This window comes from Arthrobacter sp. StoSoilB20, assembly GCF_019977295.1.
Taxonomy (GTDB): domain Bacteria; phylum Actinomycetota; class Actinomycetes; order Actinomycetales; family Micrococcaceae; genus Arthrobacter; species Arthrobacter nicotinovorans_A.
The window spans coordinates 4,521,975-4,537,278 of record NZ_AP024651.1 but is presented as its reverse complement, the minus strand read 5'-3'; the positions used below and the strand labels follow the sequence as shown (position 1 = coordinate 4,537,278).

Below are 15,304 nucleotides of genomic sequence, written 5' to 3'. Positions count from 1 at the left end.
TTGTTCGCCTTTACGGTTTGTCGCTTTGCGCTGCTGGCCGCGCTGCTGGCCGCGCTGTTGGCCGCGCTGTTGGCTGCGCTGCTGGCAGTACGTGTACGGCGCTCACGCCATAAACGCCAGGTCCTCCAGTTTCACCGGGTACTGCAGGGACTCCCCGCGGGACAACCGCAGCGCCTCATTCACTGCGCTCGCCGCCATGCGCTCCAACTCATTGCCCAGCGACCCCGCCACGTGCGGGGTGAGCAGTACGTTGGGGTGCGTGTAGAAGCGGGAGCCGGCAGGCAGCACCCACGGGGTGGTCACGTCAAGGATCGCGTAGAGGTCGCCGCGTTCCACCCTGGCGAGCAGCGCATCCTGGTCCACGAGTTCGCCGCGGGAGGTGTTGATGAAGGTAGCGCCCGGCCGCATCCGCTCGATCAACCCGGCGTCCATGAGGTTCCTGGTGGACGGCAGCGACGGCGCATGGAGGCTGACCACATCACTGTGGGCTACCAACTCCTCCAGGCTGACGAGTCCGACGCCGAGGACTTCCGCTTCCTCGGGGGAAAGATAGGGGTCGGCAACCACCACTTCCAGGTCGTAGGGTGCCAGCAACCTGATCACGTGCCTGCCGATCTTCGAGGCTCCGATGATTCCTACACGCTTGCGGTAGTTGCCCATGTCCGGGAAAAGTTGCTCGGCCAGGACGTCGGTCCGGGTGGTGTGCAGGGCACGGGCGATCTGCAGGACCCGTTTGTTGGCAAGGATGATCATGGCCACGGTGTACTCGGCAACCGGGATGGCGTTGGCGTCTGCAGCGGAGCTGACTTGGAGGCCGCGTTCCCAGCAGGCATCTCCGACGTGGTGTTTCACGCTGCCGGCGGCATGGAGTACATAGCGGAGCCGGGGTGCAGCGTCCAGGACAGCGTGGTCGATCATCGGACAGCCCCAGCCGGTGATGAGGATGTCCGCCTCTGACAACACGGCGCGGCCATCCGGCGTCGTGAAGTCCTCGATGGGGTCCCGGCTCAGCAGCGTCAGCGCCGGCTCCAGGGGATCCAGGCTCCTGGAGGGAAACACCGCCCGCGCGGTGTGGGCCGGCATGGCCAGGGCAACATTCAACCTCACTTGACGCTCCCTGCCGTGAGACCCGATTTCCAGAAGCGCTGCAGCATGATGAACGCCAGCAGCAACGGAATGATCGAAAGCAGCGAGCCCGTAATGACCATGGGCGTGAACTCCGGTTGAGGGATGGAATACCCCTGCCAGATGGAGATGCCGACGCTGACCGGCAGCAACTTCTGGTCTTGCAGCATCACCAAGGGCAGCATGAAGTTGTTCCACACGCCCACAAACTGGAAGAGTGCGATGGTGATGTACCCGGGCATCATCATGGGAAGGCCCAGGGAGAAGAAGGACCGGATAGGTCCGGCTCCATCAACGCGGGCAGCTTCCAGGGTCTCGGCAGGAACGTAGGCTGCCGAGTACACCCTGGCCAGGTAGACGCCGAACGGGTTGCAGAGCACCGGAATGAGGATGGCCCAGATGGTGTTGGTGATGCCGAAAACGGAGGCCAACAGATACATGGGGAGAACCGTGGCCGTGTTGGGAATCAGCACGCCCACCAGGACAATCCCGAAGAACGAGTCCTTCCAGCGGAACTGGAATTTGTCGAACGCGTAACCGGCCATCACGGAGATGAGGCCGCCAAGAATTGCTCCGAAAGCGGCGTAGAACATGGAGTTCGCCATCCACCGGAGGAACATCCCGCCGTCCTGGTTCAGGACTGCCATAACGTTCTCCAAGAAGGCCGGCTCACCGAACGCGTAGGCGGCGGTTCCGTACAGGTCCGCGGTGTTCTTGGTTGAGGCGAAGAACAGCCACACCACGGGAAGCACCATGTAGGCGCAGCCCAGGATCAGCAGCGCGTTCACGGTGAACGTACTCGCGAAGCTGCCGTTACGGGCGCGCCGGCGCCTGCTTTGTGCTGGCATGGGAGTTTGGCTGGCGGTGCGGGAGATCGTGGCGGTGCTCATGCTGTGTTCCTTGAGCTGAAGCGCGTCACGGCCCATGAAAGGACTGCCGCCATGAGCGCGATGATGATGGAGGCCGCCGCGGCCTGGTTGAGGTTGTGGCGGTTGAACGCGGCGTCGTAGGCCCACATGTTGGGCACCCACGTGCTGGTGACCGAGGCTGTGGCCTTGGAGATGATGGAAGGCTCCGTGAAGAGTTGGAGCGTGCCGATCACCGTGAAGAGCATGATGACGCTCAACGCGGGCAGGATCAGGGGGAGCTTGATGCTGACGGCCGCCCGGATTTCGCCTGCCCCGTCCACGCGCGCGGCTTCCAGGGTTTCCCGCGGTACGGCTTGGAGCGCGGTGAACAGCACGATCACGTTGTAGCCCGTCCATTCCCAGACGGCGATGTTCACGATGGACGGCAGGATCAGCTGGTTGTCCAGGAAGTTCAGCGAGATTCCACCGGTTTCCAGGACGGAGACGATCGGACTCACGCCGGGAGTGTAGAGGTAGGCCCAGATCAGCGCGGCAATAACTCCGGGGACTGCGTGGGGGAGGAAGACGAGCAACTGGAACAGTTTCCTGGCCCGTGCCACGGCAGCGTCGAGCAAAAGCGCGAATGCCAGGGCGCCGCCCACCATGCAGGGAATGTAGATAAGGCAGTACAGGGCGAGGCGCCCGATACCGCCCACGAAGCTCTCGGACTGCAGGACCTGGAGGTAGTTTTCCAGGCCTACGAACGCGGTCTTGGCCTCACCGAAGCCGAGCCCGGATTTCTGCTGGGCGAAGAAGCTGAGCACGATTGCATAGATCACCGGTGCCACCATGGCGAGAGCGAAGATCGTGAAGAAGGGGGTCAGGAAGAGGGCAGCGGTGCGGCCGCCGGTTCCGGACATGGCCCGGGGCTTGCGGGGGAGCGGAAGTCCGACTTCGGTGGCTTCTGTGGACATCGCTGGTGTTGTGGACGGGTTGGCCATGATGATTCTCCTCGCTGGCAGGGCGGCCCTGGTTGGGCCGCCCCACCTTGCGGGCCTACTCCTTGACGGAGAGACCGTTCTGCTTGAGTCCGGCCACTGTTGCGTCCTGGGCGGTATCGACGGCGTCGAGTACCTTGCCGCCGCTGGTCAGCGTGCCGTAGGCGTCCTTGAGTGCGGTGTTGGTGATGTCCCAGTTGGGGCCCCACTGCCAACCCGGGGTGATGGTGGAATAGGCCTTGCCGAAGACTTCATAGATGTCGTTGCCGAAGTAGCTGGCATCGAAGGCTTTCTGCGCCACGGGGGTCAGGCCCGGGAAGGCGAGGAAGGCGGAGCCGGTGTTGCCGCGGGCAGTGACGGCCTCCTTGCTGGTGGCGAGGAACTCTATGAACTTGGCCGCTGCAGCCGGATTCTTGCTGCTCTTGGTGATGTTGAAACTGGAACCGCCGTAGAACGCGTCAGCAGGAGTGCCCCAGTTGGGGACTTCGGCGGCGATCCACTGCCCCTTCTGGCCGCTGGCCTCGGTCCGCTTCTGGATACCGGTGGCGCTCCAATTGGCGCCCAGGACTCCGACGACGGCGCCGCTCGCCAGGTCTGCGGACCACTCGTCGCTGAAGGACTGCTGGACCTTGACGATCTTCTGGTCGATCAATTTCTGCCAGTACGTGGCGACCTTCTTGGTGGGCTCGTCATTGACACCCACTTTCCAGCTGTCGCCTTCGGTGCCGAACCACTTGCCGCCGGCCTGCCAGGACAGTGCGGCGGTGAGCGCGGCCTCGTTCGGGTTGAAGCTGGCCAGGTGTGCTTCGGGGGCAACGGCCTTGAGCTTCCTGCCGGCCTCCTCGAATTCCTGCCAGGTCTTGGGCGTTGAAACGCCGGCTTTGTCCAGCATGTCCTTGCGGTACCACATGATCATGGGTGCAGCATCGTAGGGAAGTGCGTAGGTCTGCTCGCCGAACTGCACCAAAGCTCTGGTTTCGTCCGTGAGCTTGTCCACGGTTTCAGCCTTGTTGATGTAGCCGTCCAGCGGCTGGAGCTGGCCGTTGCTCACGAACTGGGGCAACTGCGGGTATTCGATGGTGGCAACATCCGGACCGTTGCCTGCGGTGATGGCAGTGGAGAGCTTCGCATAACCGCCGGCGCCGCCGTTGGGAATGGTTTCGAAGGTGACCTTGATCTTGTCCTGGCTGGCGTTGAAGGCCTCTGCCACTTTGTCCATGCCGGCCATGGAGGACCAGAACGTGATGTTGCCGCTGGGGTCTTCCACGGGGGTGGGGTTTGGCGTGGCGGCCGGGGTGCTGCCACAGCCGGTGACGAGTGCAGCAGTGGCCATGAGGCTGGCTGCTCCAAGCAGAAGCTGGCGACGCTTCATTCTGTTCTCCTTTGAAGTTCACGATGCGAAAGTCGTGGTGTGCTCCGGGGCACTTACGGACTAGGCACTATGAAATCCACAGAAGTGAACATCATCAATAAAATGAACAGAAGTAAACAGATCGGCGCCCCGCCGAGGTGGCACTTAAAGACAATGTTGGCACCCAACATTGGGATTAACGGCCATCTCGGCGTGCCGGTGGGCGGAGTTGGCTCGGGGGTGTGGGGCTTGGGGAGCAGCCCGGCAGGAACTAGGGCTGCGTGGAGCCGCGGACTTCCAGGGCCGGGGACAGGTTGACCCGTTGCAACGCCGAGGTGCTTCCGCGCCGCGTCCCGATCCGGCTCAAGCACATCACCAAAGCCTGGTGGCCGACGTCGTATTTCGGCGGTGCCACGGCGGTGAGCGGCACGACGCCGAGGGCTGCAATCTCGTCGTCGTAGGAGACGATTGCGAAGTCCTCAGGCACTCGGATCTGCCGCTCAAGGCAGGCGCTGACGAACTGGAGTGCGTCCTCGTCCGTGTGGACAACGGCGGCTGTCACTTGCGCTGAAGCGCACCAATCCAGGATGCGGTCCACCAGTTCCCTGTGGGCCTGGGGATCGTTTTGGGCGCGGGACATGGCCCGTACCATCGTCTCGTCCCGGGAGTGCCCGGCGCGCTGCATGGCAAGGTGGAAGCCGTCGATGAGCTGCGGAGCCGTAGGACTGTTTTCACGCAAGCAAATGGCAATTTTTTGGTGGCCAAGACCCAGCAAGTGGTTCACGGCGATCTCCGCACCGCGGACGTGGTCGCTCCGCACCGCTTCGAGCCGGCCGTGATCCAGGGCGTCGTCGATGGACCGCTCCACCACAACCACCGGCACCCCGGCCTCTGCCAGCAGGTCCAGCGTTTCGGTTCCGGCCAAGGATTGTGCACTGGGTGTGATGAGGATGCCGTCCACGCCGTGTTCGTACAGCCGCCGCAGTTGTCGTCGCTCCTCGGCATCGGAATAGTTGGTGACACCCAGCACCAGCCGGACGCCGGCTTCCTGCGCCGCCGCTTCTGCGCCGCGGATGACGCCCGGGAAGTAGTACGACGCCGACGGTACGATCATCCCGATCGTCGCCAAAGGCCTCCTTCCGCCCTGCCGCCAGGACGTTGCGGGCGGGGTTGCCTGCCCCACCGGAGTTTTGCCGTTCACCGCGATGGCGCCGCCGTGGACGCGTTCCAGCAGTCCTTGCCCGGCGAGAACAGCGAGGTCGCGGCGAACGGTCATCCCCGAGGTGCCCAGTTTCGCCGCGAATTCGCTGGCGTTGAGGGAGCCGTTCAAGGCCAGTTCCCTCAGGATGAGCTGTTGACGATCCTCGGTCAGCATGCAGATGTCCGCCTATCAAGTTCACTTGTGTTCAGTTTGTTCATTATGAACCAGAACCCGGCGGCTTGGACCCCCAGCGCCTAACTGTCCAGTTTCACCACGGAAATCTCGACGACGGCGGCCCGGGGGAGCAGGTGCTGGCGGATTGCCGCGGCTGCTTCACGCGTTACGACCGGAGCAGGGCGCGACGCATCCACGCCGATCCGGACTTTCACCGCCAGGACCCCGGCGGTTTCGGCCAGCCCAATCAGGGGAAGTGCCTCACCTGTGACGGCGGCTATGGCCGCGCCGGCTATGGACTGCCACAACGGCTGGGCCGGATATACCGCATGGACACCGTCCACGGCCTGGACTACGCCGAGCAGTTCCTCAGCCAGGACCGTAACCGTGGCCGGTGCGGGGATTGCAGACGCCGTGGGTGCGGTTACGGGTCCTGTTACGGGCGCGGCTCCCTGCCCTGCTGCCGTGCGGGATTCCTGCCCTGCGGCCTTGTGGGATTCCTGCCCTGCTGCCGGCCGGGATGCCGGGCCGGTTGTGGGCGGCGTGTCTGCAGCTTCCAAAAACTCCGTCATGGCTGGTCCTCCGTGTTCAGCGGGTCTGTGGTGCTGAGTGGTTCAAGGACATCAGTCACCGTGATGTCGATTGCCTGGATGTTCAGTTCAGTCTGGACGGCCAGGGTCTTTGCCAACTCGTCGCGAAGGGTGGCGGCACGTTCTTCCATGGAGTGTCCGTACACCACGGCAATTTCCACTTCCACGGTGATCGGGGCGCCCACTGTGGTGACATCTCCCTGCAGGCGGCACTTGCCCGCTGCCGTCCCTGGAAGTGCGTCCGCCACGGACCGGATCAGGGCTGAAACAGCTCCTTCGGTTTCCCACAGCGTGTCATCAGGGTGTTCGGCCTTCAAAGGGATGTTCCGTCCCGGCCGCAGTTCCAAGTGCAAATTGTCCAGGATGGACTGCATCCAGTCGTCCGTGCCTGAGCCGGCGTCTGCCACATCGGAGCGGAGCAGGTCGCCGCCGAGCTCGGTGAGCCGGCGCAGGGAGGCCAACGCGGACTGGCATTCGGGGCACATCTCCAGGTGGGCGGGATCGTCAATCTGTCCCGTGTCCAGGTAGGCGCTGAGATCGGCAAGGCTATGCCCGCATTCGAGGGTGTCGCTGGGGGTGTTCATCGCCATTCCTCCATAGTGCGTGCAAGCGTGATCCGTGCCCGGGCCAACCGGCCGCGGACACTGGCTGGGCTGATGTTCAACGTCAGCGCAATCTCCTCATAGCTCTGGTCATTGAATTCCTTGAGGACCCAACAGCGCCGTTGCTCCTCGGGGAGTGCGGCGAGCGCAGCTTTGAGGGCCTCTACCCGCGAGGCATTGACAGCGTTGTTTTCGGGATCCTGGGCCTTCGTCCGGGGCGTGTCGTCGAGTTGGTTTTCCGCAGTGTCCAGCTCCACATGATTGCGTCGTTTCCGGAGGTGGTCGATGCTGCGGCTGCCCACGATCCTCAACAGCCAGCCTTTGACGGCCGCGGGCTCCCGGAGGGTGTCCAACTGCTTCCAGGCCTGAACCAACGTTTCCTGGACCACATCATCGGCGTCCGCCAGGCTACCGGTCAATCGGCGGGCGGTGGCACGCATCAAGGGGCCATGCCGGCGTGCCAAGGCTTCGAAAGCTGCCGTGTCACCATCTGCGGCCCGGCCGGCCAGCAAGGCATCGGGAACGAGGTCCAGTTGGTGCTGTGCCGTGGGTGAACCAGTCACGTTCTGCCTTCCCAGGGAGTCGGAGGTAAGGGTGGAAAGGGGCCGGCCCCGCAAGCGTAGCGGAGCCGGCCCTGGAAATGCCTATTTCTTGGTGAAGCCCTCTTTGAGCTTCTGGGCTGCTTCCTTGATGTTGTCGCCGATGTCGGCGGCAGCGTCCTTGACCTTCTCGCCTGCCTGCTGGAGCTTCGCCTGGGCCTGGTCGTGCTGGCCTTCGCGCTCCAACGACTCGTCACCGGTCAGTTTCCCGGCGCCTTCCTTGGCAGCGCCAAGGTGCTCGGTGGCGGCGTTGTTGATCTTGTCGTTGATTCCCATGGTGTTCCCTTTTCTTTGAGGTGCGCGTGCTCTGTGGTGCCGCGCATGGTTCGGTTGGAGAGAAGTGCGTTCCATTCGTTTACCGGGCTCGTCGCGGTCCAGACACCTGGGTTCGGGCGCCGCTGGTGATTCGGACCAGGACGGGCATTGGATGTCCCAGCAGGGCATCTATTTCCCGGATGAGTTCTTCTGCTGTATTGGCAAGGTCCCGTGGTGAACTTCCCTTGCGGGCCTCGATGCGGAGCCGGAGTGCGGTTCCCCGCCGTGATTCCCAGGCAGAGACTGACGTGGCCAGGACATCCCTGTTCGTGCTGAGGGCTTCCCGGATGGCTGCCGCAACCAGTCCTGCGTCCACTACTGTCCGGCCGCGGGACCCGCCAAGGCTGTTGGCCCCCTCGGCTTCGGCGTTTTCCAGGGCTCCGCCGGCTTCGGAAGGTCCGTCCAGTTGTTCTGCGAGGCGCGGAGTTCGCCCTCCGCCTTGGGTGGCGAGCCAGGCTGCGCTGAAGGCCGCACCGGCCAGCAGCACCGCAATTCCTGCCACCAGCCACCAGCTCCGGAGGGGGTCAGGAAGGGGAGCTGTGCCCGCCAGGGTCCTGAGGTAGTCGCGGCCTGATGTCGCCACCGTTGTCCACGTATCCGCTGCTCCCGACAGGGTTCCGGCCGCGAAGACTGCGGCACCGGCGCCCAGGAGAGCAACACCCAGGAGGGCAAGAATGATGCGGTTCAGTGCACGGTTTGTCTGCCTCATTGCCCCACGGCTCCTTGATTCATCACCCTGACACTCGACGTGACCCGGCGATCCAGCGCGAAGGCGGCCAGTTCGTCGTCGACCACTGTTGCAACAGCCCCGAGGTCCAGGGGAACGCCCGACGTCGGACGGGCCTGGACGCGTACGGACCGCCCACCGACGGTGGTGGTCACCTGTCCTGGGGCGAGGCCGGCGGCAAGCCGGGTGGTGCTGGAAACGGCGGCGGCAATCACGTCGTCGTCCACCACCACTGCTGCGCGCTGGCTTTCCAAGGCACGTCGGGGCTTACGGCCCCGGCCCAGTCCTGCGCCGAGGAGCACCAGTCCCAGGATCCCGAGGCCCGCTCCGGCTGCTGCCATTCCGACCGGGAGCGTGGTGGACGGGAGGTCGATCAGCCACTGGAACATTTGTGCGGGACTCGCCAGCAGTGGCTGGTCCTTGAGGATCCACAGCACGGCTTCGACCGCGAGCCACAGGAAAACGACCAGCAGGATGCAGGCGGAAATGACCGACGGGACAGCCCTCGACGAGTGCGTTTCCCGGCGGATCATCCGGCGCACTGTTCGGTCCTGGCTCATTGCACTCTCCTTTCCCTCAGCTGTTCCGGGATCTGTACCGTGGTTCCGGGTTGGTTCTTGGCCCCGGCTTGTCCCTTGGCTACGGCTTGTCCCTTGGCTCCGGCGAGCCGGATGTCGACCCTGCCGATTTCCAAACCAGTGAGCTCCAGGCCGCGGGACACCAGTTGTGTCCGTGCCGCGCGGGCCTGTTCGAAGACAGTGCTTGTGGTGGTCCGCGGTCCCAGGAGCGACGGCAGCGACAGCTTGACTGAAACCTTGACCCCGAGCTTGCCGGCGTCGTCCTCCAGTTCAGCGGCCACGTTACCCGCCCCCACCCGGAACGCCTGGGCTGTGACGGATTCCAAGGTCTTCCGGATGGCCTGCTGGGTGATGCGGGTATGCCCGGCCCGTGTCATTCCGGCCCGCGTCATGATGAGGAGCGCTTGCCCCGCAACGCATCCAGTACGCCGCGCAGGTCAAGCTTTCCCTCAGCGGAGCGTCCCAGGACAGCCCCGACACCCATGAACAGAGCCGTCAGCAGCAGGCCCCAGAAACCAAAGGCCAACCCTGCCAGGGCCAGGACCGCTCCGATGGCTATGCCGGCGATCGTGGGGTTCATGCGACCCTCGGCTCACGGCCGGCGTCGTCCGCTTCGGCGTCCTCGGAGGGAACGTGGATGTCCGTGATGGTGATGTTGACCTCGGTGACTTCCATGCCCACCAGGTCCTCGATGGCGTTGTAAACGGCATCGCGGGCGTTGTCCGCAACTTCCTGGAGGGGGTGCGGGTACTCAACAACCAAGGTCACGTCCACGGCCACCTGGGTCTGGCCGACCTCGACGCTGACGCCCTGGGTGAGATCCTTCTGGCCCACCTTTTCGCGCAGGTTGCCAATGGCACGGGCAGCGCCGCCGCCAAGGGCATGGACGCCCGGGATTTCCTGGATGGCGATGCCGGCGATCTTGGCCACGACGCCGTCGGCAACGGTGGTGGCTCCACGGCCGTCCTTGCCCTTGTTCGCCGGGGCGCCGTTCGCTGCCGGGCCGCCGTTCAGTTCAGGAGTGCCGGCACCAGGTGCGGAAGTGTTGGTGGCCGCTGCCGTGGTGTTCTTGGCCGGAACGTCTGCGGGGGTGTGCGTCTGGGTCGTCATGGCAATCAGTCCTGTCGGTTGGAAGCTGCGATGGATCATTGCGGCTTGTTCGCTGCGGCGTGTGTTTCGCCGTCATGAAGAAGACGCAGCCAGCCGACGATTCCTCACGGTCCCCTTTATGTGAACTGCGTCACAGCGGTGTGTTCAGTATTGTTCAGCTCGCCCCTGGTCCGGTCAGGCACCCCTAGGGTGGTGACGCTGGAACTACCCGCAGGAGACCCATGTCCATCGGCTTCACCATGCCCGCCCCGGATTTCAACCTCAGCCCCATCACTGGCTGGACACGGGAACACTGGCTTTCCTTCGCCGATCAGCAACTCCTTGCGGTGCGCCCACACTTCTCCCCGCTGAAGGCGGCCATCCGGCTGGGCGGCCGCCCGTCGTCGTCGGGCGTTAAGTCCGACGGCCTGGAGGGCTTCGCCCGGACGTTCCTGCTGGCCGCGTTCCGCGTGGCGGGGGAGCAGGGCGGGGATCCCTTCGGCCACCTCGACCTTTACCGCGAGGGACTCCTCCACGGCACGCGGAAAGACGGGCGTGAAGCGTGGCTGCCCATCACCGACCGATCCCAGCCCATGGTGGAAGCGGCGTCGATAGTCCTTGGACTCCAACTGACCAAGCCCTGGCTGTGGGACACCCTTACCGCAGGGCAGCAGGAGCAGGTGGCCGGCTGGCTGCAGGGTTCTTCCCGCAGCTCCTGCGTGGACAACAACTGGGTGCTCTTCCAGGTCATGATTGCCGAGTTCCTGGCCGGTGCAGGGTTCGAACACAACGCAACCCACATCGACCACGGCCTGGACAGGCTGGATGACTGGTACGCCGGCGGGGGCTGGTACAGGGACGGAGACAACGGGGGCACCGGAGATTTCTTCGATTACTACTGTGGCTGGGCCATGCACCTGTACCCCATCCTGTGGGCGGAATTTGCTGCCGGCCGCCATCCACAAGCCGATCACCGCCTGGACATTTCCCGCAGCCGGCTCGCCGCTTTCCTGGAAGACCACGTCAGGTTCTTCGGCGCCAACGGGCGCCCCGGTGTTCCAGGGCCGCTCCCTGATCTACCGCTACGCAGCCATCGCGCCCCTCTTCATGGGCGAGGCAATCTGCGCCACGCCGCTCGCCCCAGGCCAGACCCGCAGGATCGCCAGCGGCGCCGCCAAGTACTTCCTCGACGCCGGGGCTTACGACGGCGGCCTGCCGTCACTGGGATGGCTCGGCGCTTTTGAATCGATGACCCAGGAATACTCCGGCCCGGCGTCGCCCTACTGGACGTCCAAAGCCTTCGTGGGGCTGCTCCTGCCCGCTGACCACCCGGTGTGGACGGCGGTTGAGGAGCCCTCGCCGTTGGAAGAGGTGGACGGGCTGAAGCATGCCGAAGCGCCCAACTACCTGCTTCACTCCACCGCCCCGGACGGCATTGCCCGCCTCCTGAACCACGGCAGCGACAAATACTATGCCCCCGGACCGGACGATCCCCTGTACCGCAGGCTCGCGTACTCAAGCCACACCGCTCCGCTCTTCACCGAGCACCCCGTGGACAACCACTTCGCCATCCTCGATGATGCCGCGACGCCCAGCCGGCGCTCGCGGATCCACCGGCTTGCCGCCGGCGCAGGACAAGCCGCGAGCTGGCACGCTCCGGTGTGGAGCGACTCCCAGGATCACGCCGGCTCTCCGTGGCGGGTAGCGACAGGAACCGCAGCGGCAGGCGGATACGAGCTGAGGGTCCACATCGTTTCGGCCCCTGCCGGTTCGGGCGGCTCTGATTCGGGCGGCTCTGGTTCGGCACCCGCCGGTGCGGGCGGTACCGGTTCCGGTGGCGCTGTCCGCGACGGCGGATATGCGCTCGCCGACCACCACCCGGTGCCCGCCGACCCACCTTTGCCCCGGGGAAATGGCGCCCATGTCCTCAGCGATGGCAGGCTGCACACCGCGATTTGGCCCCTCCATGGATACACGGACAGCGGCGTCTACCAGGGCGAGGGGGAATCGCCATTTGGCGCCTTCGCTGCCTGCGGCTACCTGGAGGGGCGGCTTACCGGGGAGCGCAGCTGCTTCGTCTCCCTTGTGTACCTCGGAGGTGAGCCGCCCGCCTGGGTGCCTTCCGGCGTCGGGCGTTCAACCGCTTTTGACGTGTTCGACGACGGCACGCGTGTCAGTGCCCGCCTCACCCTGGGTACGGGCCAAGCGCTGGAGGTGGCGTTCGCCTTCTAAGGACTGGCCAGGATTCTTGAGCAAATCTTGAGATGAGACGGCGCCCTTCTTGAGGACTCCATCCGATGGTTGAAACATCAGCCACCGCAGCTGTTGGAGCTTCCAGGAAGGACCACCGAAATGACGGACCAGATTTCCACCCAGTCCTCGAGCATCACCGCCGTCCACGACGCAGTATCCGGCTCTGCCGAAGCCGTCCGCCACGCCGGCGAGGTCCTCAGCCAGACGCGGGTGGCCGTCCGCGAGCAGTTCAATCCGCTGGGTGTGGGCCTGCGCAGTATTTGGCCGCAGTCAGTGGTCGGGTTCTAGGTTTACTGATCCCGGGAGCCACGGAGTTTTGAAACGGGCAGGTACCTCCAGCATCGGGGAGGTACCTGCCCTGCTTCATTTAAGGGACGATGGAGACAGCTCAATAAATAAGGAGACTTGTCATCAAGGAAGAGATGAGGAAGGCCGCCGATGTGGCCGAGGAAGCGTCGAATTCGCAGGCTTTCGCCGCTGTCGCGCGCGGCGGCTACGTGGTCAGCGGGCTCCTGCACGTGCTCATTGGGGTCATCGCCCTCCAAGTGGCGTTCGGAAGCAGCGGCGAAGCCGATGTCAGCGGGGCCGTGACGTCCCTGGCCAGCCAGCCGTACGGCCCGCTCCTGCTCTGGGCCTGCTTCGGCGCCTGCGCAGCACTGGCGCTGTGGCAACTGGGAAACGCCATCCTTGGCCACCGGAACGGCTCGGACAAAATCACCAAGAAACTCTCCGCAATAGGACAGGCGATCGTCTTCGCTGCACTCGCCTCCACGATCGTCTCCTTCATTGCAGGCAAGGGCCAGAACAGCCGGGAGTCCAGCAGCGACTTCACTGTCACACTCCTTAAAGCACCGTTTGGCGTGTTTTTGCTGGTGGCTGTGGGGGCCGGCATCGCGATCACGGGCATCGTCTTCGCAGTGCGCGGCTTCCGACAGAAATTCACCAAGGACCTCACCTTGTCCTCCAACACCTCCGTACGGAAATTCCAACTGGGGGTAGGCATAGTGGGTTACATCGCCAAGGGGATTGCCCTCTTCCTGGTGGGCCTGCTGGTAATCATTGCCTCGGTGCGCGCCCAACCTGAACAGTCCACCGGGCTCGACGGCAGTTTGAAGGCACTCAGGGAGCAGCCTTACGGGGTGTACTTGCTGGCCGCTGTGGCTGTGGGCCTGATGGCCTACGGCCTGTTCCTGATGGTCAAGGCACGGACCCTGCGGACGTAGTTGTACGAAAAGGCGGACTTGGTTTTCCATAAGGCGGCCCGGAGGGTTAGGCGGCGGCGAATACGGGTAAGGAACAACCATGACCCACCACGACCCGAACAACTCCGGCCAGTCAAAGACACCGTTGACCTCACCGCCCACGGATCCCCGCAGCGGGTACCACTCCGGTACCTTCCCGCAACAGGAGCAGCAGCAGCCCGGCCTGACCGCGCCCTTGGATCCCCAACCGGACCACGGCGAGAAAAGCTACGTGGGACACGGCCGGCTGCAAGGCAAGACTGCCCTGATCACGGGTGGAGACTCCGGCATCGGCGCTGCCGTGGCCATCGCCTATGCCCGCGAAGGTGCCAATGTGGCCATCAGCTACCTTCCGGAGGAAGAAGAAGACGCGAGGTCGACGGCGGAATGGATCCGCGAATGCGGTTCGCAGGCACTCCTGATGCCAGGGGACGCGCGGGACGAGGCTTTCGCCAATGAAATCGTGGAACGGACAGTGCAGGAACTGGGCGGTCTCCATGTGGTGGTGCTGAACGCGGCTTACCAGAAGAACCGCGAAGGCCTGGAAACAATCCCCACCGAAGAATTCGATCGCGTCTTCAAGACCAACCTCTACTCACTCATCTGGACAGCCCAGGCAGCCATTCCACATCTCCGGCCAGGCGCATCGATTATTGTTACGGCCTCCATCCAGGCCTTCAACCCTTCGGCCCAGTTGGTGGATTACGCCATGACCAAGGCAGCCCAACTGGCCTTCACCAAGGCCATGGCCGAAGAACTGGGACCCAAGGGAATCCGGGTCAATGCCGTGGCTCCCGGGCCCGTGTGGACCCCGTTGATTCCCGCCACGGAATGGCCGGACAAGCTCCCCACCTTTGGCCAGGACACGCCGCTGGGCAGGGCAGGTCAGCCGGCCGAGCTGGCTCCGGCCTATGTGTTGCTCGCCTCGGATGAAGGGTCCTACATTTCCGGAGCCGTGCTTCCTGTGACGGGAGGCAAAGGACTGTGAACCGCGTGATCGGAGGTCTGTCATGATCGGAGGTCTGCCATGATCGCAGTACTGGTCATCGACATGCAGAATGCCTACTTCGAGGATCCTGCCTTAAAGTCCCGCCAGGACGAGGTTGTTGCTGCCTGCAACTCCCTGACCAGCGCAGCGAGCGAAGCGGGCGCCAAAGTCCTCCTGGTGGGAACCGTGCATGAACGGGACAAATCCACCTGGTCCCTGAACATGCTCGACGACGATCAAGGCTTCATCTTCAGGGGCAGTGAGCAGGCAGAGTTCGTCCCCGGCCTGCTCACTGCCGATTTTCCCCGGCTCATCAAGACCCGTGACAGCGCTTTTTTCGGCACCGACCTCGCCATGCGCCTCAGGAATTGGGGTGTGGACACTGTAGTGCTGGCAGGGATTTCGGCCCACAACTGCATCGCGCAGACCGCAGCCGACGCTTTTGCCCACAACATCAGGGTGGTCTACGCGGCCGAGGCCATCGGTACCGAAAACGCTGAAGCCGCCGAATCGGTACTGCGGGTCTTCACCCGCGAATACCGCCAGGCCGTGCTGCCGCTGGAAGAGATCCTGCTGTTCCTGGAATCGGAGCGGTCAGCTTAGCCCGCTAGCCTGGGCTTGCTGT

19 protein-coding genes and 1 pseudogene are annotated in these 15,304 nt (G+C 64.2%); 6 read left to right on the top strand and 14 right to left on the bottom strand.

Features of this window, described 5'->3' with window-relative positions; all coding sequences use genetic code 11:
• Nucleotides 1-102: 102 nt before the first annotated feature.
• From LDN85_RS20710 to LDN85_RS20645, 14 genes are all read right to left on the bottom strand, one after another.
• Complete coding sequence (locus tag LDN85_RS20710; RefSeq protein WP_223944078.1) at nt 103-1,107, bottom strand: hydroxyacid dehydrogenase; 1,005 nt, start codon at nt 1,105-1,107, stop codon at nt 103-105.
• Nucleotides 1,104-2,015, bottom strand: coding sequence for a carbohydrate ABC transporter permease (locus LDN85_RS20705; RefSeq protein ID WP_223944076.1), 912 nt, complete (start codon nt 2,013-2,015; stop codon nt 1,104-1,106). Before LDN85_RS20705 ends, LDN85_RS20710 begins: the two co-directional genes overlap by 4 nt.
• The gene (locus LDN85_RS20700) at nt 2,012-2,974 is read right to left on the bottom strand and encodes a sugar ABC transporter permease (RefSeq protein ID WP_223944074.1); all 963 of its coding nucleotides are present in this window, start codon (nt 2,972-2,974) and stop codon (nt 2,012-2,014) included. Before LDN85_RS20700 ends, LDN85_RS20705 begins: the two co-directional genes overlap by 4 nt.
• Nucleotides 2,975-3,029: 55 nt before the next feature.
• On the bottom strand, nt 3,030-4,343 hold the full coding sequence (locus tag LDN85_RS20695; RefSeq protein ID WP_223944072.1) for a sugar ABC transporter substrate-binding protein: 1,314 nt from the start codon (nt 4,341-4,343) through the stop codon (nt 3,030-3,032).
• Between the two features lie 250 nt (nt 4,344-4,593).
• Entirely contained in the window at nt 4,594-5,697 is a 1,104-nt protein-coding gene (locus LDN85_RS20690) for a substrate-binding domain-containing protein (protein ID WP_223944071.1), read from the bottom strand.
• Between the two features lie 80 nt (nt 5,698-5,777).
• Nucleotides 5,778-6,269 carry a hypothetical protein gene (locus LDN85_RS20685; RefSeq protein WP_223944070.1) on the bottom strand — a complete coding sequence of 164 codons (492 nt, stop codon included), beginning with the start codon at nt 6,267-6,269 and terminating at the stop codon, nt 5,778-5,780.
• The gene (locus tag LDN85_RS20680; RefSeq protein ID WP_223944069.1) at nt 6,266-6,871 is read right to left on the bottom strand and encodes an Asp23/Gls24 family envelope stress response protein; all 606 of its coding nucleotides are present in this window, start codon (nt 6,869-6,871) and stop codon (nt 6,266-6,268) included. The genes LDN85_RS20685 and LDN85_RS20680 overlap by 4 nt, the downstream gene beginning before the upstream one ends.
• Entirely contained in the window at nt 6,868-7,452 is a 585-nt protein-coding gene (locus LDN85_RS20675) for an RNA polymerase sigma factor (RefSeq protein WP_051421027.1), read from the bottom strand. The genes LDN85_RS20680 and LDN85_RS20675 overlap by 4 nt, the downstream gene beginning before the upstream one ends.
• An 81-nt stretch (nt 7,453-7,533) precedes the next feature.
• On the bottom strand, nt 7,534-7,764 hold the full coding sequence (locus tag LDN85_RS20670; protein ID WP_026543072.1) for a CsbD family protein: 231 nt from the start codon (nt 7,762-7,764) through the stop codon (nt 7,534-7,536).
• 79 nt (nt 7,765-7,843) lie between these two features.
• Nucleotides 7,844-8,512, bottom strand: coding sequence for a hypothetical protein (locus LDN85_RS20665; RefSeq protein ID WP_223944067.1), 669 nt, complete (start codon nt 8,510-8,512; stop codon nt 7,844-7,846).
• Nucleotides 8,509-9,090, bottom strand: a complete 582-nt coding sequence (locus LDN85_RS20660) for a hypothetical protein (protein WP_223944061.1) — start codon at nt 9,088-9,090, stop codon at nt 8,509-8,511. The genes LDN85_RS20665 and LDN85_RS20660 overlap by 4 nt, the downstream gene beginning before the upstream one ends.
• On the bottom strand, nt 9,087-9,500 hold the full coding sequence (locus LDN85_RS20655; RefSeq protein ID WP_223944060.1) for a hypothetical protein: 414 nt from the start codon (nt 9,498-9,500) through the stop codon (nt 9,087-9,089). Before LDN85_RS20655 ends, LDN85_RS20660 begins: the two co-directional genes overlap by 4 nt.
• Nucleotides 9,497-9,688, bottom strand: a complete 192-nt coding sequence (locus tag LDN85_RS20650) for a DUF2273 domain-containing protein (protein ID WP_091553310.1) — start codon at nt 9,686-9,688, stop codon at nt 9,497-9,499. Before LDN85_RS20650 ends, LDN85_RS20655 begins: the two co-directional genes overlap by 4 nt.
• Nucleotides 9,685-10,218: an Asp23/Gls24 family envelope stress response protein gene (locus LDN85_RS20645; RefSeq protein WP_026543068.1), complete on the bottom strand. Its 534-nt coding sequence runs from the start codon at nt 10,216-10,218 to the stop codon at nt 9,685-9,687. The genes LDN85_RS20650 and LDN85_RS20645 overlap by 4 nt, the downstream gene beginning before the upstream one ends.
• A 221-nt stretch (nt 10,219-10,439) precedes the next feature.
• On the opposite strand from LDN85_RS20645, the pseudogene LDN85_RS21960 reads away from it, so the two are divergent.
• From LDN85_RS21960 to LDN85_RS20620, 6 genes and pseudogenes are all read left to right on the top strand, one after another.
• Nucleotides 10,440-11,189 (top strand): annotated as a pseudogene (locus LDN85_RS21960) (DUF2264 domain-containing protein); the annotation flags it as partial.
• Nucleotides 11,098-12,429, top strand: a complete 1,332-nt coding sequence (locus LDN85_RS20640; RefSeq protein ID WP_263422075.1) for a DUF2264 domain-containing protein — start codon at nt 11,098-11,100, stop codon at nt 12,427-12,429. The pseudogene LDN85_RS21960 and the gene LDN85_RS20640, both read left to right, overlap by 92 nt.
• Before the next feature lie 120 nt (nt 12,430-12,549).
• The gene (locus LDN85_RS20635) at nt 12,550-12,738 is read left to right on the top strand and encodes a hypothetical protein (protein ID WP_026543066.1); all 189 of its coding nucleotides are present in this window, start codon (nt 12,550-12,552) and stop codon (nt 12,736-12,738) included.
• A 134-nt stretch (nt 12,739-12,872) separates the two neighbouring features.
• Nucleotides 12,873-13,673 carry a DUF1206 domain-containing protein gene (locus LDN85_RS20630; protein WP_026548520.1) on the top strand — a complete coding sequence of 267 codons (801 nt, stop codon included), beginning with the start codon at nt 12,873-12,875 and terminating at the stop codon, nt 13,671-13,673.
• Nucleotides 13,674-13,752: 79 nt separating this feature from the next.
• Nucleotides 13,753-14,679, top strand: a complete 927-nt coding sequence (locus LDN85_RS20625; protein ID WP_223944059.1) for an SDR family oxidoreductase — start codon at nt 13,753-13,755, stop codon at nt 14,677-14,679.
• A 39-nt stretch (nt 14,680-14,718) separates the two neighbouring features.
• Nucleotides 14,719-15,282, top strand: coding sequence for an isochorismatase family cysteine hydrolase (locus tag LDN85_RS20620; protein WP_223944057.1), 564 nt, complete (start codon nt 14,719-14,721; stop codon nt 15,280-15,282).
• The last annotated feature ends 22 nt before the right edge of the window (nt 15,283-15,304 follow it).